This window comes from Streptomyces sp. NPDC006296, from assembly GCF_040613235.1.
GTDB lineage: Bacteria > Actinomycetota > Actinomycetes > Streptomycetales > Streptomycetaceae > Streptomyces.
On sequence record NZ_JBEXRT010000042.1, the window covers coordinates 24,328 to 44,474 of the forward strand.

At 72.4% G+C, this 20,147-nt stretch carries 18 protein-coding genes; 17 read left to right on the plus strand and 1 reads right to left on the minus strand.

Annotated features, from left to right (window positions below):
* Window positions 1–85: 85 nt before the first annotated feature.
* The 10 genes from ABZ172_RS24810 (at window position 86) to ABZ172_RS24855 (ending at window position 8,538) form a co-directional block, all read left to right on the plus strand.
* Window positions 86–1,444 (plus strand): sugar ABC transporter substrate-binding protein, encoded by a 1,359-nt coding sequence (locus tag ABZ172_RS24810; protein ID WP_356886557.1) that lies wholly within the window; start codon window positions 86–88, stop codon window positions 1,442–1,444.
* Entirely contained in the window at window positions 1,441–2,406 is a 966-nt protein-coding gene (locus ABZ172_RS24815; protein ID WP_356886559.1) for a sugar ABC transporter permease, read from the plus strand. Before ABZ172_RS24810 ends, ABZ172_RS24815 begins: the two co-directional genes overlap by 4 nt.
* Window positions 2,403–3,281: a carbohydrate ABC transporter permease gene (locus ABZ172_RS24820; protein ID WP_356886561.1), complete on the plus strand. Its 879-nt coding sequence runs from the start codon at window positions 2,403–2,405 to the stop codon at window positions 3,279–3,281. Before ABZ172_RS24815 ends, ABZ172_RS24820 begins: the two co-directional genes overlap by 4 nt.
* A complete protein-coding gene (locus ABZ172_RS24825) occupies window positions 3,281–4,270 on the plus strand; it encodes a zinc-dependent alcohol dehydrogenase family protein (protein WP_356886563.1) in 990 nt (329 codons plus the stop codon). The genes ABZ172_RS24820 and ABZ172_RS24825 overlap by 1 nt, the downstream gene beginning before the upstream one ends.
* Window positions 4,267–5,181 (plus strand): PfkB family carbohydrate kinase, encoded by a 915-nt coding sequence (locus ABZ172_RS24830; RefSeq protein WP_356886565.1) that lies wholly within the window; start codon window positions 4,267–4,269, stop codon window positions 5,179–5,181. Before ABZ172_RS24825 ends, ABZ172_RS24830 begins: the two co-directional genes overlap by 4 nt.
* A gap of 232 nt (window positions 5,182–5,413) precedes the next feature.
* The gene (locus tag ABZ172_RS24835) at window positions 5,414–5,833 is read left to right on the plus strand and encodes a DUF6221 family protein (RefSeq protein ID WP_356886567.1); all 420 of its coding nucleotides are present in this window, start codon (window positions 5,414–5,416) and stop codon (window positions 5,831–5,833) included.
* Window positions 5,834–5,933: 100 nt separating this feature from the next.
* On the plus strand, window positions 5,934–6,167 hold the full coding sequence (locus ABZ172_RS24840; RefSeq protein WP_356886569.1) for a hypothetical protein: 234 nt from the start codon (window positions 5,934–5,936) through the stop codon (window positions 6,165–6,167).
* 342 nt (window positions 6,168–6,509) lie between these two features.
* The gene (locus ABZ172_RS24845) at window positions 6,510–7,031 is read left to right on the plus strand and encodes a lamin tail domain-containing protein (RefSeq protein WP_356886571.1); all 522 of its coding nucleotides are present in this window, start codon (window positions 6,510–6,512) and stop codon (window positions 7,029–7,031) included.
* A 160-nt stretch (window positions 7,032–7,191) separates the two neighbouring features.
* On the plus strand, window positions 7,192–7,689 hold the full coding sequence (locus tag ABZ172_RS24850) for a peptidylprolyl isomerase (protein WP_356886573.1): 498 nt from the start codon (window positions 7,192–7,194) through the stop codon (window positions 7,687–7,689).
* A 141-nt stretch (window positions 7,690–7,830) separates the two neighbouring features.
* The gene (locus ABZ172_RS24855; protein WP_356886575.1) at window positions 7,831–8,538 is read left to right on the plus strand and encodes a ribonuclease H; all 708 of its coding nucleotides are present in this window, start codon (window positions 7,831–7,833) and stop codon (window positions 8,536–8,538) included.
* 15 nt (window positions 8,539–8,553) lie between these two features.
* Here ABZ172_RS24855 and ABZ172_RS24860 read toward each other — a convergent pair whose 3' ends face one another.
* Window positions 8,554–9,021 (minus strand): ATP-binding protein, encoded by a 468-nt coding sequence (locus tag ABZ172_RS24860; RefSeq protein WP_356886609.1) that lies wholly within the window; start codon window positions 9,019–9,021, stop codon window positions 8,554–8,556.
* A 188-nt stretch (window positions 9,022–9,209) separates the two neighbouring features.
* On the opposite strand from ABZ172_RS24860, the gene ABZ172_RS24865 reads away from it, so the two are divergent.
* From ABZ172_RS24865 to ABZ172_RS24895, 7 genes are all read left to right on the plus strand, one after another.
* Window positions 9,210–10,043 (plus strand): Scr1 family TA system antitoxin-like transcriptional regulator, encoded by an 834-nt coding sequence (locus ABZ172_RS24865; RefSeq protein WP_356886577.1) that lies wholly within the window; start codon window positions 9,210–9,212, stop codon window positions 10,041–10,043.
* Window positions 10,044–10,190: 147 nt separating this feature from the next.
* The gene (locus ABZ172_RS24870; RefSeq protein ID WP_356886579.1) at window positions 10,191–10,448 is read left to right on the plus strand and encodes a WhiB family transcriptional regulator; all 258 of its coding nucleotides are present in this window, start codon (window positions 10,191–10,193) and stop codon (window positions 10,446–10,448) included.
* A 41-nt stretch (window positions 10,449–10,489) separates the two neighbouring features.
* Complete coding sequence (locus ABZ172_RS24875) at window positions 10,490–10,828, plus strand: YkvA family protein (protein WP_356886581.1); 339 nt, start codon at window positions 10,490–10,492, stop codon at window positions 10,826–10,828.
* 37 nt (window positions 10,829–10,865) lie between these two features.
* On the plus strand, window positions 10,866–12,773 hold the full coding sequence (locus tag ABZ172_RS24880) for a rhamnogalacturonan lyase (RefSeq protein ID WP_356886583.1): 1,908 nt from the start codon (window positions 10,866–10,868) through the stop codon (window positions 12,771–12,773).
* 365 nt (window positions 12,774–13,138) lie between these two features.
* Complete coding sequence (locus tag ABZ172_RS24885; protein WP_356886585.1) at window positions 13,139–15,574, plus strand: GH92 family glycosyl hydrolase; 2,436 nt, start codon at window positions 13,139–13,141, stop codon at window positions 15,572–15,574.
* A 172-nt stretch (window positions 15,575–15,746) separates the two neighbouring features.
* Entirely contained in the window at window positions 15,747–19,088 is a 3,342-nt protein-coding gene (locus tag ABZ172_RS24890) for a LamG-like jellyroll fold domain-containing protein (protein ID WP_356886587.1), read from the plus strand.
* A gap of 368 nt (window positions 19,089–19,456) precedes the next feature.
* The gene (locus tag ABZ172_RS24895) at window positions 19,457–20,110 is read left to right on the plus strand and encodes a CatB-related O-acetyltransferase (protein ID WP_356886589.1); all 654 of its coding nucleotides are present in this window, start codon (window positions 19,457–19,459) and stop codon (window positions 20,108–20,110) included.
* Window positions 20,111–20,147 lie beyond the last annotated feature (37 nt).

Below are 20,147 nucleotides of genomic sequence, written 5' to 3' on the forward strand. Positions count from 1 at the left end.
GGACGGCACCGCCGTGCCCGCGGCCGGGAGGAACGACGACCACGGGCACCGATCCACGAGCCGCTACGACCGATCAGGAGAATTTATGCCCCACCAGCAACGCCGCCGCGGGATCCGCGTGCGTGCGGTCGCGGGCACGGCAGCCATGGCCCTTCTCGGCGCCGGGTGCGCCGGCGCGGGCGGAACCGCCTTCGGAGGGGGTGACGCGCTGAACGTGCTGATGGTGAACAACCCCCAGATGGTCGAGCTGCAGAAGCTCACGGCCAAGCACTTCACCGCGGAGACCGGCATCAAGGTGCACTTCACCGTGCTCCCGGAGAACGACGTCCGCGACAAGATCAGCCAGGACTTCTCCAACCAGGCCGGCCAGTACGACGTCGGCACCATCAGCAACTTCGAGGTGCCCTTCTTCGCGAAGAACGACTGGCTGCACCCGCTGGACGCGTACGCCGAGCAGGACACCGGGTTCGACCAGGACGACATCCTCGAACCCCTGAGGGAGTCGCTCACCGCCGAGGGCAAGCTCTACGCCGAACCCTTCTACGGGGAGTCGTCCTTCCTGATGTACCGCAAGGACGTCTTCGAGGCGAAGGGGCTGACGATGCCCCCGCACCCCACCTGGAAGCAGGTGGCCGACCTCGCGGCGCAGGCGGACGGCACCGAGCCCGGCATGAAGGGCATCTGCCTGCGCGGCCTGCCCGGCTGGGGCGAGCTCGTCGCCCCGCTCACCACCGTCGTCAACACCATGGGCGGCACCTGGTTCACCGAGGACTGGAAACCCCAGCTCACCTCACCGGAGTTCAAGGAAGCCACCCGCTTCTACGTCGACCTGGTGCGCAAGCACGGGGAGCGCGGCGCCTCCCAGTCCGGGTACGCCGAGTGCCTCAACAACATGACCCAGGGCAAGACCGCCATGTGGTACGACGCCACGGCGGGCGCCGGCTCGCTGGAGGCGGCCAAGTCCCCGGTGAAGGGGAAGATCGGCTACGTCCCGGCGCCGGTCGAGCGGACCAAGAGCTCGGGCTGGCTGTACACCTGGGCCTGGGGCATCCAGAAGGCGTCCAAGAAGTCCGACGACGCCTGGAAGTTCGTCTCCTGGGCCTCCAGCAAGGAGTACGAGCAGCTCGTCGGCGAGACCAGCGGCTGGTCCAACGTCCCGGCCGGCAAACGCGCCTCCACCTACGACAACCCCGCGTACCGGGAGGAGGCCGGGGCGTTCGCCGACGTCACCGAGCAGGCCATCTCCGGCGCCGACCCGAAGAACCCGGGCACCCAGCCGCGCCCCGTACCCGGCATCCAGTTCGTCGGCATCCCCGAGTTCACCGATCTCGGTACCCGGGTCGCCCAGGAGATCAGCGCGGCCATAGCCGGCCGCCAGTCCGTCGACAAGGCGCTGGCCACCTCCCAGGAGCTGGCCGAGCAGGTCGCCAAGGAGTACCGATGACCACAGCAGTCGGCACCACGCCGCAGTCACCACCCCGGCCGGCCGGACCCGCCCCCGCCAAGAAGTCCGGTCCGCGGGCCTGGGCGACCAGGGCCCCGCTCCTGCCCGCCCTGATCTTCCTGATCGCCGTCACCCAGCTGCCCTTCGTGGCCACCCTGGTGATCTCGCTCTTCGACTGGAACAGCCTCAATCCCGACAAGCGGGCCTTCAACGGGCTGGACAACTACGCCTCCGTCTTCACCGACGCCGCCCTCCGCGACTCGGTCCTCACCACCGTCCTGCTGACCACCGGCGTCGTCATCACCACCGTGGTCGTCGGACTGGCCCTCGCGCTGCTCCTGGACCGGACGTTCTTCGGCCGCGGCATGGTCCGCACCCTGCTCATCACGCCGTTCCTGATCGTGCCCGTCTCCGCCGCGCTGCTCTGGAAGCACGCGCTGTACAACCCGGAGTACGGGCTCCTCAACGGCGCGCTGAGCTGGATCGGTGAGCTCTTCGGCGACACGTCCCCGAGCCAGCCCGACTGGATCGCCGACATGCCGCTCCTCGCCGTCATCACGGCGCTGGTCTGGCAGTGGACGCCGTTCATGATGCTGATCCTGCTCGCCGGGCTCCAGAGCCGGCCCGCCGAGGTCGTCGAGGCCGCACGCCTCGACGGGGCGAGCGCCTGGCAGACCTTCCGCTACCTGACGCTGCCGCACCTGCGCCGGTACCTCGAACTCGGCGTCCTGCTCGGTGCCGTCTACATCGTGCAGAACTTCGACGCGGTGTTCACGATCACCGCGGGCGGACTCGGCACGGCCAACCTCCCGTACACGATCTACCAGACCTTCTACCAGGCCCACGAATACGGACTGGCGTCCGCCGCCGGAGTCGTCGTGGTGATCGGCACGATCATCATCGCCACCTTCGCGCTCCGGACCGTCTCGTCCCTCTTCAGTGAGGAGGCGAACCGCGCATGACCACCGCCACCGTCCCCGCGCCCACCCCGTCCGCGCGACGCGCCCAGAGCAAGGCCAGGCGGCGCTCCGCCGCGCTCGGCCTGCTGGCCTGGGCGGCAGGACTCGCCTTCTGCCTCCCCGCCCTGTGGATGCTGCTGACCTCGCTGCACGCCGAGTCCGACGCCGCGACCAACCCGCCGTCGCTCTTCGCGCCCCTCACCCTCGACGGCTACCGGAACTTCTTCGGCGCGGACACCGGGGTCACGCCCTGGCCGCCGCTGCTGAACTCCCTGGGCGCCTCCTTCTTCTCCACGGTCCTGGTGCTCCTGCTGGCACTCCCCGCCGCGTACGCCCTGTCCATCCGGCGCGTCCGGAAGTGGACGGACGTGATGTTCTTCTTCCTCTCCACGAAGATGCTCCCCGTCGTCGCCGGGCTCCTCCCCGTCTACCTGTTCGCCAAGAACGCCGGGCTGCTGGACAACATCTGGCTCCTCGTCCTGCTCTACACCTCGATGAACCTGCCGATCGCGGTCTGGATGATGCAGTCCTTCCTCGCGGACATCCCGGTGTCGGTCATCGAGGCGGCCCAGGTGGACGGCGCCCGGCTGCCGACCGTCCTGGCCCGGGTCGTCGCGCCGATGGCCGCGCCCGGCATCGCCGCCACCGCCCTGATCTGCTTCATCTTCAGCTGGAACGAACTGCTCTTCGCCCGGGTGCTCACCGGCGTCGTCGCGCAGACCGCACCCGTCTTCCTCACCGGATTCGTCACCAGCCAGGGCCTCTTCCTGGCCCAGCTGTGTGCCGCGTCCGTCGTCGTGTCCCTGCCGGTGCTCGCCGCCGGCTACGCCGCCCAGGACAAACTCGTCCAGGGCCTCTCTCTTGGAGCAGTGAAATAATGCGGGCAGCGATCGTCGAAGCCCCCGGCAAGGTCTCCGTCACCACCGTCCCCGACCCCACCCCCGGCCCGCGGGATGTCGTCGTGTCCGTCGCCTCGTGCGGACTGTGCGGCACCGATCTGCACATCCTGCAGGGCGAGTTCGCCCCCTCCCTGCCCCTCGTCCCCGGCCACGAGTTCGCCGGCGAGGTCGTCGGCATCGGACGCGAGGTCACCGAACTGGCCGTCGGCGACCGGGTCGCCGTCGACCCCTCCCTGCACTGCCACGAGTGCCGCTACTGCCGCAGCGGACGGGGCAACCTCTGCGAGCGCTGGGCCGCCATCGGCGTCACCGTCTCCGGCGGCGCCGCCGAGTACGCGGTGGCCCCCGTCGCCAACTGCGTCCGGCTCCCCGAGCACATCGACGTCAAGGACGCCGCGCTGATCGAGCCGCTCTCCTGCGCGGTCCGCGGCTACGACGTCCTGAGCAGCACCCTCGGCGCCGAGGTGCTGATCTACGGCTCCGGGACCATGGGCCTGATGATGCTGGAGCTCGCCAAGCGCACCGGTGCGGCGGGCGTGGACGTCCTGGACGTCAACCCGGAGCGCCTCGCCACGGCCGGCCTGCTCGGCTGCTCCCGCTCCGCGGCCGGCGCCGACGAGCTGGACCGTCCCGGCGGCTGGGACGTCGTCATCGACGCGACCGGCAACGCGGCCGCGATCCAGGACGGCCTGGGACGCGTCGCCAAGGGCGGCACCTTCCTCCAGTTCGGGGTCGCGGACTACGCGACGACGGCGGTCATCGAGCCGTACCGGATCTACAACCAGGAGATCACCATCACCGGTTCGATGGCGGTCCTGCACAGCTACGAACGCGCCGCGGCCCTCTTCGCGACCGGGGTCCTCGACCCCGCGGTCTTCATCAGCGACCGGCTGCCGCTGGAGCAGTACCCGCAGGCCATCGACCGCTTCAAGGCCGGCGTCGGCCGCAAGATCGTGGTCGAGCCGTGACGGGAGGGCCCGGCTCCGTCCTCGTCGTCGGCGAGGCGCTCGTCGACCTCGTCCCCGTGGACGGGGACGGCGGCGTGCGGACCGCGCAGTTCGGCGGCGCCCCGGCCAACGTGGCCGTCGGGCTGGCCAGGCTCGGCACCCCCGTCTCGTTCGCCGGGGGACTGGGCGGCGACGGCTTCGCCCGGATGATCGGCGAGCGGCTGCGGGCGGCCGGTGCCGACCTCACCCTGTGCACGCACTCCGGGCTGCCCACCGCGCTGGCCGTCGCCGAGCCGGACTCCGGGGGCACGGGCTACCACTTCCACCTCCAGGACACGGCGACCTTCCGGCTGCCCGACCTGTCCGGCCGGGTGAGCGGGTTCGGGGCCGTGTACGTCGGCGGACTCGCGGCCGTCGTGGAGCCCGCCGCCTCCGCGGTCCTGGCCACCGCCCGCGCGGCCGCCGAGCACTCGCTGCTCGTTGTGGACCCCAACGTCCGCCGGGACCGCACCCTCGGCCCCGACCACGGCGCCGCCGCGCTGCGCGAACTCTGCGCACTCGCGCACGTCGTGAAGGCCAGCGACGAGGACCTGGAGCGCCTGTGGCCGGGCGCCGCCCCGGAGGAGACCTGCCGGGAGCTGGCGGCCGGCGGACGGCTCGTCGTCCTCACCCGGGGAGCGCGCGGCAGCACGGCGTACACGGCCACCGCACCGCCCGTGTCCGTCGCGGCCACACCGGTCGAGGTGGTCAACACGATCGGCGCGGGCGACGCGTTCGCCGCCGGTCTGCTGAGCCGCCTGGGCGCCCGCGGCTCCTTCACCGCCGCGCCGTCCCCGGAGGAGGTGCGCGACATGCTGTCCACCGCCTCCGAGACCGCCGCCTCGGTCTGCGCCCGGGCCGGCACGGAACCGTCCGTGCCCGCCGGCGCCTGACGGATCCGGCAGGGACCGGGACGCGCACCGCACACGGGTGCGCGTCCCGGCCGTGCGGCCCGCGGATCCCCGCAGCCGCTGACCGTCCGGGACGTCGTCCCGCGGGCCGCGCCAGGTGCGGACTGCGGGACGGTGCGCGGGTGAGGCATCCTCTGCTGGTCGGGCAGAACGGGCCCGTGGCGGTGAGTGGCTCGGCCGCCGCGGTCTGTGACGGAGAAGGATGCGGAACCAGATGGCAGAGAACACGGATCTGTTGGCGTTCGTGCGGGCACGGCTCGCCGAGGAGGAGGAGACCGCGCGGGAGGCGGGCGGTGACGGCTGGCGGACACCGGCCGATGCGCCCGGCGAGGTGCACGACCGCGCCGGCGGCATCGCCTTCGTCGTACGCGGGCGGGGCTACGACCGGCACATCGCCCTCCAGGACCCGGCGCGCACCCTGCGCCGCATCGAGACCACCAGGGTCCTCCTGGACGAGTACGAGGAGATCGCGGCCCTGGACACCGACCGCCCGGCCCAGGACTTCACCTCGGGGCGCGCCGTCGGGCTGGGATTCGAGGTGCGCCAGATGGCGGCCGAGCACGCCGGGCACCCCGACTACCGGGTGAAGTGGCTGCCCCGGTTCTCCCACTGGGGCCCGCCCTCCGAGGGATGAGCCGCGGCCGGGGCCGCGCGCCGGAATGAGTACCGCGGAGCGGAGCCTCTGAGTACGTGACCCGATTCCGGCACCGGCCCCCGCCGGTGGAATGGGAGCCATGCTCCCCGACGCGCCCACGCGCCCCCGCATCCAGACCCTGACCGGTGTCGGTACCGCACTGGCCGTGAGCCTCCTCCCGCTGGCCGTCGGTGTCCTGCTGGCCAGGACGACGGCGCTGGACCCGATGTCGCCCGTGAGCGCGCTGGTCACCAGCGGGGGCCAGCGGGCCCGTCTCGCCCCTTCGCGGTGGGTGCTCACGGCTCGAACGCGCGAACTCCTCTCCCGCCGGTGAGGGAACGTCCGTCCGGAGGGCGGCCGCCGCCCCTGTTACACGGACCCGGGCGGCCCGGGCGGGGGCGCCCGGGGGAGTGGGGGCGGAGTGAACGGGGTGTGGGGAATCCGTGAACGTGGCCCCGAAAGGGTCGGTGCAGCGATCAACGGTTGACAGGTCTACGACCGTGCTGATCGGTGCCGGATGCAGTCGTGTGTGACGGGAATGTCCGTACTTCGTCACACGGCCCGGGACGCCTTCCGGCCGGCCCGGAAGTCGGGACAAAGTTTGCGTTCCCGGCACGACGCCGGGGTCGGAAAACGCCCGGGACCCCGTCCCGGGCCCGCACGATGAGGGGTTTCCATGTCCCGTTCCGCACGACGGATCACCGCCGCCGTCCTCGCCTCAGGCGCCCTGCTCGCCGCCGCGGCCCTGCCGGCGAGCGCCGATGGCCGGGACCACGGCCACCACCGGCCGTCGCCGCGCTCGGCCGTCGTCCTGGGCAAGATCCAGTACGACAGCCCCGGCCGCGACAACGGCTCGAACCGCAGCCTCAACGCCGAGTGGGTCACCGTCACCAACACCGGCCGGCACGCCGTCAACCTCCGCGGCTGGACGCTCAGCGACGAGAGCCGCCGTACGTACACCTTCGACCTGCGGCTCGCCGGCCGCTCCTCCGTCCGTGTGCACACCGGGGTCGGCCGCGACACCCGGCACGACGTGTACCAGGACCGTCGCCACTACGTGTGGGACAGCCGGGACACCGCCACGCTCCGCGACAGCCGCGGGCGCACGGTCGACTCCAAGTCCTGGGGCCGGCACCACCGCGACGGCGGCCAGCGTGACGGCGGGCCGCGTGGCGGGGGGCACCGCGGCAACCGCTGACCCGCGACGACGGAGGACCGGCGTGGGGACGCGGCGTTCTCCCTGACCCGCACGGCGCACCACGGGCTCGTCCCGCGGTGCGCCGTGTCCGTGCGGGCCGCGGCCCTCCGGGGGCGGGGGCTGTGCACCGGAGGGCGGCGGGTGATGTCAGGATGGACCCATGACCATCAAGGCGTATTTCGACATCACCATCGACGACCAGCCCGCGGGCCGGATCGTGTTCAACCTTTTCGACGACGTCGCCCCCAAGACCGCGGAGAACTTCCGTGCGCTGGCCACCGGTGAGCACGGCTACGGCTACGCCGGCTCGCCGTTCCACCGTGTCATCCCCGAGTTCATGCTCCAGGGCGGTGACTTCACCCGGGGCAACGGCACCGGCGGCAAGAGCATCTACGGCGAGAAGTTCGCCGACGAGAACTTCACCCTGAAGCACGACAAGCCGGGTCTGCTCTCGATGGCCAACGCCGGTCCGAACACCAACGGATCGCAGTTCTTCATCACCACCGTCCTCACCCCGTGGCTGGACGGCAAGCACGTCGTGTTCGGCGAGGTCGCCGACGAGGACAGCATGGCGCTGGTCCGCAAGATCGAGACCTACGGCTCCCCGACCGGCAAGACCAAGGCGCAGATCGCCGTCTCCGGCTCCGGCGTCCTCTGACGCACCCGACGGGGCTCCCGGCCGGTTCCCGCCGGCGGGGAGCCCCGTGCCGTGCCTGCCGTAAGGCCTCCCGGCCGCCGGAGGGGCGGTGTGCACCGGCTCGATCGTGGCCCGGCCCCGCGGGCTGGCATGATCAAGGGCATGGACGAGCGCATCATCGCCGCGTGTGACGGGGCATGCAAGGGCAATCCGGGACCCGCGGCCTGGGCCTGGGTCGTGGCCGACGGGCAGGGGAACCCCCAGCGGTGGGAAGCGGGCCCGCTGGGCACCGCCACCAACAACGTCGCGGAGCTCACGGCCCTGCGGGAACTGCTGAGGTCGACCGACCCGGCCGTGCCCGTCGAGGTGCGCATGGACTCGCAGTACGCCATGAACGCGGTGACCAAGTGGCTGCCGGGGTGGAAGCGGAACGGCTGGAAGACCTCGGGCGGCAAGCCGGTCGCCAACCGTGAGCTGGTGGTCGGCATCGACGAGCTGCTGAGCGGCCGCCCCGTCACCTTCCGCTACGTCCCGGCGCACCAGGTGGACGGCGACCCGCTCAACGCCCTCGCCGACCAGGCGGCCAGCGAGGTGGCCGTCTCCCAGCAGGCCGCCGGGACCGCGTACGGCGCCGTGGACCTGCCGGTGCCCGCGCCGGCCCGTTCGACCAAGGGGCGCTCGCCGGGCAGGGGTGCGGCCGGAAGCGGTTCGACGGGTGGCTCCACGGCCGCGAAGAGGTCCGGGAGCGGCACGATCCGCGCCAAGTTCGCGGGCCGGTGCCACTGCGGGAAGCCGTACGCCGCCAAGGACATGATCGCCAAGAACCCGAACGGCTGGGGTCACCCGGAGTGCCGGACGGCCCCTGCCTGAGCGGTCCCGGTGCGGTCAGACGTCGGCCCAGACGAGGCGTCCGGAGACGCTGCTGCGGGTGCCCCACCGCCGGGCCAGCGCGTCCACGAGCATCAGGCCCCGCCCGTCCTCGGCCACCGACGCGAGCGGGAAGCCGTCACCGGCCTCCTCCGCGTCGGCGACGGCCGCCGTGCCGACATCCCGGCCGCCGTCCGGCCCGTCCGCCGCACCGCCGGCCGCGCCGCACCGTTCGGGGCTCCGCGGCCCGGGCAGGTCGGGCACGTGCCGCCTGCCGCGGTTCCACACGCAGATCCGCACCCCGCCCGAGGTCCTCAGGAGGCGGCACCTGATCCGGCGGCCCGCGGTGTGCTCCACCGCGTTCGCGACCAGCTCGGTCACGACCAGGGCCGCGGTCTCGACCCGCTCGTCGGGCTCTCCCCAGCTCCGCATCGCTTCCTGCACCCGGTGCCGCGCGACGGGGACGCCCCGGGGAAGACGGGGGATCCACCAGCTCTGTGCGCTGCGTCCGCCCGGGCCCGACGAGGCCGGACGGGTGCACATCACTATTTCCGACATGTAGGTACTGTCCGTGCAAAATGCATACTTTGCAAGCGGCAGAATGTCAGGATGCTCCATGACCGGAGCGCACAGCTCCGGAAATCGCACGCACCCGAGCACCCGAAGGGGCACGGATGAGGCCACGCTCCGGTCCCACCGTCGAGCACCGCGTCCTGGCGGCGCGCCTGCGGACCCTGCGGGAACGCGCGGGCGTCAGTCTCCAGGCGGCCGCCGCCGCACTGGACGCCCATCCCGCGACCGTCCGGCGCATCGAGCGCGCCGAGACGGGGCTCGACGCCCACCAGGTCCGCGTCCTGCTGGAGTGCTACGCGGTGCCCGCCGCGGAGGCCGAGCCGATCATGACGGGTCTCGCCGCCGCGAACCTGCCCGGCTGGTGGCACCGGTGGCGGGACGCGATGGAGCCCTGGCAGCAGGAGGTCATCGGCATCGAGTCGTCCGCCGCGCTCGTGCGGACCTGGCACCCCGCACTGGTCCCCGAGATGCTGCGCACCCCCGCCTACGAGGCGGCCCTGCGCCGGACCCTGGCGGCCGCTCCCGTGCCGGCGCTCGACCGGCACATCGAGCTGCTCGCGGAGCGGCAGCGGCGGCTGGGGGAGCGCGGCGCGGCCCTCTGGGCGCTGCTGCCGGCCGCCGCCCTGCACACGACGGTCGGGGGCCCCGCGGTGATGGCCGGGCAGCGGAAGGCGCTGGAGGAGGCCGCCCACCGCCCGCACCTCACCGTCCAGGTGGTGCCCCTCGACTTCCCGCCGCACCCCCTGACCGGGGTCCCGCCCCTGCACCTGCTGCGTGTCCCGGAACCGGAGATCGGCGACCGCGCGGTCCTGGAGACCCCCGGCGCCCGGGTGGACGTCATCGCCGAGCCCGTCGCCGTCGCGGACTACCGCATGAGGCTCGACGCCGCGTGCGCGGCCGCCCCGGGCCCCGGTTCGCCGCTGCCGGAGAGCTGACGGAGAACTGAAAACCTCCGAAGACCCGGCCCCCGGTGGTTTCGAACGCCGGATGGCGGTGACGCGGCACAGTGGGCAGCCCGGCCTCCCCCAGGGGCGACCGGGCGAGGACCGACGGACCGTTCCCAGTGCGAAGGAGTAGCAGTCATGGACAACTGGCGCACGCACGCGGCGTGCCGCGAGGAGGACCCCGACCTGTTCTTCCCCATCGGCAGCACCGGCCCCGCCCTCGTGCAGGCCGAGGAGGCCAAGGCCGTCTGCGGGGCCTGTACGGTGCGGGAACAGTGCCTGGAGTGGGCCCTGGAGAACGGACAGGACGCCGGTGTGTGGGGAGGCCTGGACGAGAACGAGCGCCGCGCCCTGAAGCGCCGCCGCGCCCGGCAGCAGGCCAGGATCCACGGATGACGCCGTCCGGCGCCGCCCGCCCCGCAGAGAGACGGTGAGCCGTGGACATCTCGGTCTGGCTCGTGCTCGGCGCGCTCGCGGCCCTGCTCATGGCGGGGGCCGCGGCCGTGCTGCTGGTCCGGGTGATCCGGGCCAGGAAACTCCTCGTCGACGCGGGCATCCCGCTGCAGAACAAGGCCCTCGTGTGGGCGGCCGTGATCTACACGGTGTCCCCCGTCGACCTCCTGCCGGACCCCGTCTACCTCGACGACATCGGCTTCCTGCTGCTCGCCCTGCGCTCGCTGCACGCCGCGGCGCACACGGCCGGCGCGGGCCGGGGACGCGCGGCCGCGAAGGGGACGGAGTCCGGCGGCAACCTTTCGGCGACCGGGAGCAACTGAGGGGGCGTAAGCCGCCCCCCGCCGGAAGGTGCCTCCCGTGGAGCCTCTGCTTCCCCGCCCCGAGCCCCGCCCCCGCCGCCGCGGACGCCGTGCCGCCCGCATCCGCGCGTCGGCCGGCGCGCTGGCGGCGGGGCTGCTCGCCGTGGGCGGACTCCTCGCGCTCGGCCCGGACTCCCGGGCCGCCGCGACGGCGCGGCAGGCCGAGGCGCTCGACCGCGGTGTCGTGAGCGTCCACACCGACAGCGGCAACCTCGTGAGCTGGCGCTGGCTGGGCACGGACCCCGACGGCGTGTCCTTCAACGTCTACCGGGCCGGCACCAAGGTCAACACCGCGCCGGTCACGGCCTCGACGAACTACTTCCACCCCGGTGCGCCCGCCACCGCCGACTACACGGTCCGCGCGGTGGTCGGCGGAGCGGAGCAGGGCGACTCCGTGCACGCGGTGCAGTTCCGCGCCGGGTACAAGGACGTCCCGCTCAGCCCTCCGGCGGGCGGAACGACCCCCGACGGGGTGGCCTACACCTACGAGGCCAACGACGCGTCCGTCGGCGACCTCGACGGCGACGGCGCCCTCGACTTCGTGCTCAAGTGGCAGCCCACCAACGCCAAGGACAACTCCCAGTCCGGCTACACCGGCAACACCGTCGTCGACGGGATCAGGCTCGACGGCACCCGGCTCTGGCGCGTCGACCTCGGGCGCAACATCCGCTCCGGCGCCCACTACACCCAGTTCCAGGTGTACGACTACGACGGCGACGGCCGGGCCGAGGTGGCCATGAAGACCGCCGACGGCAGTACCGACGGCACCGGGAAGGTGATCGGCAGTTCCTCCGCCGACCACCGCAACTCCTCCGGATACGTCCTGTCGGGACCCGAGTTCCTGACGATGTTCGACGGCAGGACCGGTGCGGCGCTGGGCACCGTCGACTACGTCCCCGCGCGTGGCACCGTGTCCTCGTGGGGCGACTCCTACGGCAACCGGGTCGACCGCTTCCTCGCCGGCACCGCCTACCTGGACGGCTCCCGGCCGTCCCTGATCATGGCGCGCGGCTACTACACGCGCAGCGTCGTCGCCGCCTGGGACTGGCGGGGCGGTGCCTTCACCCGGCGCTGGACCTTCGACACGAACAGCTCGACGAACTCCGGCAAGGGCTACGACGGCCAGGGCAACCACCAGCTGTCCGTGGCCGACGTCGACGGGGACGGCAAGGACGAGATCGTCTACGGCGCGATGGCCGTCGACGACAACGGCACCGGGCTGTGGACCACCCGGAACGGCCACGGCGACGCCCTGCACGTGGGCGACCTCGACCCCTCCAGGGCCGGGCTGGAGGTGTTCAAGGTCGACGAGGACGGCTCGAAGCCGTCCTCCTGGACGGCGGACGCCAGGACCGGACAGATCCTCTGGTCCACACCGGCGAACGGCGACAACGGGCGCGGTGTCTCCGGTGACATCTGGGCCGGCAGCCCCGGGGCCGAGTCCTGGTCCTCGGCGGTGTCCGGACTGCGCGGCCCGAAGGGCGACGTGGTCGCCGCCCGCAAACCCTCCAGCTCCAACTTCCTGTCCTGGTGGGACGGCGACACCACCCGCGAGCTCCTCGACGGCACCCACATCGACGCGTACGGCACCTCCGCGGACACCCGGCTGCTGACCGGGGCCTCGGTGCACTCCAACAACGGGACCAAGGCCACGCCCTCGCTCTCCGGCGACCTCCTCGGCGACTGGCGCGAGGAGGTCGTCTGGCCGACCACCGACAACAAGGCGCTGCGGATCTACTCGACACCGATCGAGACCGGCACGAAGATCACCACGCTGCTCCACGACACCATGTACCGCACCGCGCTGGCCTGGCAGAACACCGCGTACAACCAGCCGCCGCACCCCAGCTTCGCCATCGGCAGCGGGATGGCGACCGCGCCCCGCCCGGTCATCACGACGCCGTAGCCGCGGAACCGCGGGTCCTCACTCCTCGGGAACGGCGGCTGCGGGAAGAACGTCCGCAGCCGCCGTTCCCGCATCCGGGGACCCCTGGGGAGTGTCCGGGGAGAACCGCCGACCGGCGACGTCCCGGCCGGGCTCGGCAGCGGTCCCGTGCGGATCGGCCGGCCGTGACGCGCCGTGAGCCGGCCCGTGGCGCGCCGTGAGCCGGCCCCGGGAGTCCGTTCACGGCCCGTTCACCGGCCGGATCGGTCCCGGGCATTCCCCCGGCGGCCGGGGCGACCTACGCTCGGCCGCACCGATCGACGCCGTCCGCGCCGTGATCCACGGGCTGACAACGTTGTCCCCCTCTGCCGGAGGTATCCGAGACCATGTCCTCCCGACCGTCCGCGGTCCGGCGCCTCGCCGCGCAGGCCGCAGCGATCGTCCTCACCGGCACCCTCGCGGGCGCCGCCCTGCCGCCGGCCGCCCAGGCCGAGGCGCTCGTCACCCGTCCCACCGCCCACGTGGACCCGATGATCGGTACGGCCAACGGCGGCAACACCTTCCCCGGGGCGATCCGCCCGTACGGGATGATCGCCTGGTCGCCCACCAGCACCACGGGCGACCAGACGAGCACCGGGGCGGCCAACGGCTACGAGTACGGCGTGACCCGGATGCGCGGACTCAGCCTCACCCACGTCAACGGGGCCGGGTGCAACCCCGGTGCCGCGGGTGACGTGCCCGTCATGCCGTTCGTCGGCGACGTCACCTCCTCGCCGTCCGCCGACACCGAGGACGCGGTCTACGCGTCCGGCTTCTCGCACGAGAACGAGCGCGCCGTACCCGGCCGCTACACCGTCGGCCTGGACTCGGGCGCCAGCGCCGACCTGGCCGTGAGCGAGCGCGCAGGGGTGGCCGACTTCGGCTTCCCGGCCGGCCGGCCCGCCAGCCTGCTCTTCCGGGTGTCCAACTCCCTCAACGGGAGCGAGGACGCCGAGATCGACATCGACACCGCGCACCGCAAGGTGACCGGTTCGGTGCTGACCGGCGCGTTCTGCGGCCGGCGCGCCAACGGCGGCACCAACAACCGCAAGAGCTACTACCGGCTCTACTTCAGCGCCTCCTTCGACCGCGACTTCGCCACCACGGGCACCTGGCGCGACGGCACCCTCACACCAGGCTCCACCAGCGGCAGCGGCGGCGAGGGCTACGCCACCGGGGCGGACCGGGCCGGCCGGGGGTCCGGAGGATGGGTCGGCTTCGACACCGCCGAGGACCACGACGTCCGGATGCGCATCGGGATCTCGTACGTGAGCCTGGCCGGAGCCGAGGCCAACCTCCGCGAGGAGATCGCGCCGGGGGCGGGCGTCGACGACGTGGCCCGGGCCGGCTCCGCCGCCTGGGACCGCGAGCTCTCCTCCGTCCGCGTCGGCGGCGGCGGTGAGGCGCAGCGCACCTCCTTCTACACCGCGCTGTACCACTCCCTCATGCAGCCGAACCTGATCAGCGACACCGACGGCCGCTACCCCGGCATGGACGGGCGGCCGCACCGCGTGACGGGCGGTCAGAGGGCGCAGTACAGCAACTTCTCCGGATGGGACCAGTACCGCGCCCAGATCCAGCTGCTCGCCCTCCTCAGGCCGGAGGTCGCCGGGGACTTCGCCCAGTCGCTGTACAACTTCGCCCGGCAGAACGGCGGCGTCTGGGACCGCTGGGTGCACGTCAACGGCGCCACGCACGTGATGACGGGCGACCCCACCGCCGCCACCCTCGCCACGTTCTACGCGATGGGAGTGCGCAACTTCGACGCCGAGGGCGCCTTCGAGTCGCTGGCACGCCAGGCCACGGTGCCCCACCCGGACGGCCTCTCCGACGCGGGGTGCCCGGGCCAGTGCACCGGCCAGCGGCCCAACCTCGCCCAGTACCTGAGCTCCCACTACGCGGCCCAGGACGTCTGCCACTGCTGGGGCGGTGCCGCCGAGACCCTGGAGGACGCGGTCGCCGACGCGGCGCTCGGCCGCTGGGCCCGGCTGCTCGGGCGCGACGAGGAGGCGGACGCCTTCGACGCCCGCGGCCGCTGGTGGCGCAACGTCTTCAACCCGGAGGCCGGCGACGGGGCCGGGACCACCGGGTACGTCCAGGCGCGCGACCTCGACGGCTCCTGGGTGACCCCCTTCAGCCCCGGCAGCGACCGCGGCTTCGCGCAGGGCACCAGCGCCACCTACACCTGGATGGTCCCGCAGGACGTGCAGGGGCTGGCCGAGGCCATGGGCGGCCGCGAGGCGGCGGCGGAACGGCTGGACGCCTTCTTCCACACGCCGGACGGCTCCTGGTCGGTCAAGGGCGGGGACGCGCTGCGGTACGACCCCACCAACGAGCCGGGCATCCACGCCCCCTGGCTCTACAACGCGCTCGGCCGGCCCTGGAAGACCCAGGAGACCGTGCGTCAGATCGTCGACACGGTCTACGGGACCGGACCGCGCGGCCTCCCCGGCAACGACGACCTCGGCACGATGTCGGCCTGGTACGTCTTCTCGGCCCTCGGCCTCTACCCGCAGACCCCGGGCAGCGCCGCCCTGCTGCTCGGAGCGCCGCTCTTCCCGACCGCCGTGCTGGAGCGCCCCCGGGGCCGTGACATCCGGATCAGCGCACCGGGGGCCGATGCGACACATCCGTACATCGACGCGGTGAGGGCGGACGGCCGGGTCCACGACCGGTCGTGGGTGGACGCCGGACTGGTCACCCGCGGAGGGTCGCTGACCTACCGGCTCGCTGCCGTGCCGAACACCTCCTGGGCGACCGGACCTGCGGGTCTTCCGCGTTAGGGGGTCCGCGTCCCCCGGGGTACGACCCGGTGGCCGGTGCGACGCCGGCCACCGGGCCCCGTGCGTCCGGAGCGGGGTGCCGGAGGGGTCTCGTTTTTCTATCGTTGAAAAATCTGCGTGCACGACCGTTGTCAGGTGTTTGAGGCTGTGGCTCAATGTTCGACTATGTGCAGTGCTTCGCGGTTCGGAGCACTTCGGCTTCTTCGACGAGGACGACGCCTTGATACGACAACCAGCCCGCCCCCGCACGCTTCTCAGAACGCTCGCCTGTACGGCGGCACTGCTGCTGCCCGTCGGGGCCACCCTGGTCCCGGCCGCCGCGGCCGCCGCCCCCGCCGCCGTGGCCGCCGAAGCGGCCCCCGCCGCAACGGCGTTCGTGAAGGACGATCCGTCCACCGAGGTGCACGGCCTCAAGGGCGAGTACTTCGCCATGTCGGCGCCGGGCGCCCGTGACTTCGCCGAACTGGGCGCGACCTCGCTGGACCCGGACATCAACTTCCCGGGACTCACGGGGGCGTTCGAGGCGGCCACCGGCAGGACGGAGCACACGACCGCCCGCTGGACCGGGCAGATCGAGGCCCCGGAGACCGGTGACTACACCTTCTCCGCGATCGGTGACAACGGCTTCCGGCTCTTCATCGACGACAAGGCGGTCATCGACCACTGGGAGCCGGACTGGGACAAGGAGCAGAACAGCGCTCCGGTCTCCCTGAAGGCCGGGGAGCAGCACACCTTCCGGCTGGAGATGTTCCAGGACACCGGCGGCGCGAACATGTTCCTGCGCTGGTCGAGCGCGAAGCTCGCCAAGCAGATCGTGCCCGAGTCCGCCTTCACCCCGCCCGCCGACTTCGAGGTCTACCCGGTGGCGCTGAGCGTCGCCGAGAACGGCCTCAAGGTGCAGGCGACCTTCGAGCACGAGCTCAGCGGCATCAAGGACGTGAAGGACCACCTCGTCGTCGAGGCGGACACCACGCCGATGCCGGTGAAGTCGGTCGCCAGGGCCTCGGACGACCGCAGGGCGCTCGTCGTCACGCTGGGCGCGGCCGTGCAGAAGGGCCAGCAGGTCCGGATCGCGTACGACGGCCGGGGCGGCCTGAAGAACGGCGACGAGACGGTCCCGGAGATCAGCCGCAGGGCGAAGAACCTCTCCACGCACCGGCTGACCACCCCCTGGGGCGACAAGGTCGACCGCAAGAACCCGCTGCCCGAGTACCCCCGGCCGCAGCAGGTCCGCGACGACTGGAAGAACCTCAACGGCCCCTGGGAGTTCGCGGGTGCCGAGGCGGGTGAGAAGCCGGTCTTCGGCAAGCGGCTCGACGAGCGCATCACCGTGCCGTACCCCGTCGAGTCCCAGCTCTCCGGTCTGGAGCGCCACGAGGACCACATGTTCTACCGCAAGCTGGTCACCGTGCCCAAGAGCTGGTCGGTCGGCAAGCGGAGCGGCGACGACCGCCTGAAGCTGAACTTCGGCGCCGTCGACTACCAGGCGCGGGTCTGGGTCAACGGCAAGCAGGTCGCCGAGCACACCGGCGGCTACACCGCCTTCAGCGCCGACATCACCGACGCGGTCAAGGGCAGCGGCCCGCAGGAGATCGTCGTCGCGGTCACCGACACCACCGGCGCCGACCAGCCGACGGGCAAGCAGTCCGCGAACCCGAGCGGCATCTTCTACACCGCGTCCTCCGGCATCTGGCAGACCGTCTGGATGGAGCCGGTCGCGCCCGCCGCCGTCGACTCCCTGAAGACCACCCCGGACATCGACAAGGGCCGGCTGGCCCTGACGGTGAACTCCGAGAACGCCTCGAAGTCCGCCCGGGTCACCGCCGTCGCACGGGACAGGAAGGGCAAGGCCGTCGGCACCGTCACCGGTCCGGCCAACGCCGAGCTGAGCCTGCCGGTCGCCAAGCAGCACCTCTGGACGCCGGACGACCCGTACCTCTACGACCTGGAGGTCACGCTCAAGGACGGCCGTTCCAAGGACACCGTCGACAGCTACTTCGGCATGCGCTCCTTCGCCGTCGCGAAGGTCGGCGGCTACCAGAAGCTCGTGCTCAACGGGAAGCCGTTCTTCTCCCTCGCCCAGCTCGACCAGGGCTTCTACCCCGACGGCCTGAACACGGCGCCGAGCGACGACGCCCTGGTCTTCGACCTGAAGGCGCAGAAGCAGCTCGGCTTCAACTCCGTCCGCAAGCACATCAAGGTCGAGCCGGCCCGCTGGTACTACCACGCCGACCAGCTGGGCCTCCTCGTGTGGCAGGACTTCGTCTCCGGCAACCTCACCGGCGAGAAGGGCCAGAAGGCCTTCCTCGACCAGGGGGCCGAGATGATGGAGCAGATGCACAACTACCCGTCGATCGGCGCCTGGATCGTCTTCAACGAGGGCTGGGGCGAGTGGGACCGCACCGAGACCGGACGGATCACCGAGAAGGTCCAGGCCGCCGACCCCTCGCGCGTCGTCAGTGCCCACAGCGGTGTCAACTGCTGCAACTCGAAGGGTGACTCGGGCAAGGGCGACATCATCGACCACCACGACTACAACAACACCGACCCGGCCTTCCCGGACGAGACGCGCGCCGCGATGGACGGGGAGCACGGCGGCTTCACCCTGCGGATCCCCGGCAGGATGTGGCCGGGTGCCCCCACCGCGATCTACAGCGGTGTCGCGGACAAGGACGCCCTGACCGCGAAGTACGTCGAGAACACCCGCACGTACTACCTGGACGCGGCCCGCGCCGAACTCTCCGGCTCCATCTACACCCAGGTGACCGACCTGGAGAACGAGCTCAACGGCCTCTGGACGTACGACCGCCGGGAGATCAAGGTCGACCCCGCCAAGGTGCGGAAGATCAACCAGGAGGTCATCGCCGCCGGTGCCGCCGCGGGCGAGCGGGACACGGTCAAGGGCGGCGGGGCCTGGTCCCTCGACGAGAACAAGGGCGCCAAGGCCGCCGACAGCGGCCCGAACCACAAGGACCTCACCCTCTCCGAGGGCACGTCCTGGGCGCCCGGCGTGAAGGGCTCGGCGCTGAAGTTCGACGGCGACGGCCAGTACGCGGAGACGTCCGGCCCGGTCGTCGACACCACCGGCGACTACACCGTCGCGGCCTGGGCGTCGCTGGACGCGCTGCCGGGCAACTACGCCACCGTCGTCAGCCAGGACGGCCGGCGCCAGGAGAACCCGTTCTACCTGCAGTACGGCCAGGGCGCGTTCGCCTTCTCCACCCCGGGCGCCCACCGCGCCCGGATGGAGATCGAGCCCGAGCTCGGCCACTGGTACCACCTGGTCGGCGTCCGCAGCGGTGACGAGATCAAGCTGTACGTCGACGGCAAGCTCGCCTCCACGGCCGCCGCCGGCACCGCCGACGTCAGCTCCGGTGCGCTCGCCGTCGGCCGAGCCAAGTGGTCGGGTGGCAACACCGACTTCTGGAACGGCTCGGTGGACCAGGTGAAGGTCTACGACAAGGCGCTCACCGCCCAGGAGGTGACCGCGCTCCACGACGGCGAACAGCCGTAAGGAGCAGACCCGCAGGACCGCTCCCGGCGACGCGCGCACAGGACCGCGCCGCCGGGAGTTCCTGCTGTCCGGGGCCTGCCCTTGAGCGGGAACCGCCGCGGGCGAGCGGACGGGAGCGGCACACCCGCCCGGCCCCACCGGGATGGACGGGCGCGGCCGGCACCGTTCCGCGGGGACGGCGCCCCGCCGCACCCCGCTCTCCCGGAGCCGGGCCTCCCGGAGGCGCCCGGAGGTGCGGGACCCCGGAGACCCGGGAGCCGGGAGACCCGGAGACCCCGAGCCCCGAAGGTCTCAGGGGTCCGGCGTCCCGGGGTCCGGCGGTCCGGCATCCTGAAGCCGACAGACTTCGAGGAAGGAAGCACCCAGCGATGCCCCTGGTACCCGCCGATCCCCACGTGCTGCACCCCATGCCCGAGCAGCCGCGGGTCGTCCTGCTCAAGCCGCTCGTCACCTCCCCCCTCATCGAGGTGGGGGAGTTCTCCTACTACGACGACCCCGACGACCCGACCGCGTTCGAGACCCGGAACGTGCTCTACCACTACGGGCCGGAGAAGCTGGTCATCGGCAGGTTCTGCGCCCTGGGCGAGGGGGTGCGGTTCCTCATGAACGGCGCCAACCACCGTATGGACGGCGCCTCGACCTTCCCCTTCCCGATCATGGGGGGATCGTGGGCCGAGCACGTCGACCTCATCACCGGACTGCCCGGCCGCGGTGACACCGTCGTCGGCCACGACGTGTGGTTCGGATACCGGTCGACGGTCATGCCCGGCGTCCGGATCGGCCACGGCGCGGTCATCGCCTCCGGTGCCGTGGTCGTGGACGACGTCCCCGAGTACGGCGTCGTGGGCGGCAACCCGGCCCGTCTGATCCGCCGCCGCCACAGCGAGGAGGACATCGCGCGGCTGCTGCCGACCGCCTGGTGGGACTGGCCCCTGGAGCACATCACCCGGCACGTGCGCACCATCATGGCGGGCTCACCCGCCGACCTGGAGGCCGTCGCCCCGGGGGCCGGGCCCGCGTGAGGCCCGGCCCCGCCCCGCTGCCGGACCGGAGCGGCCG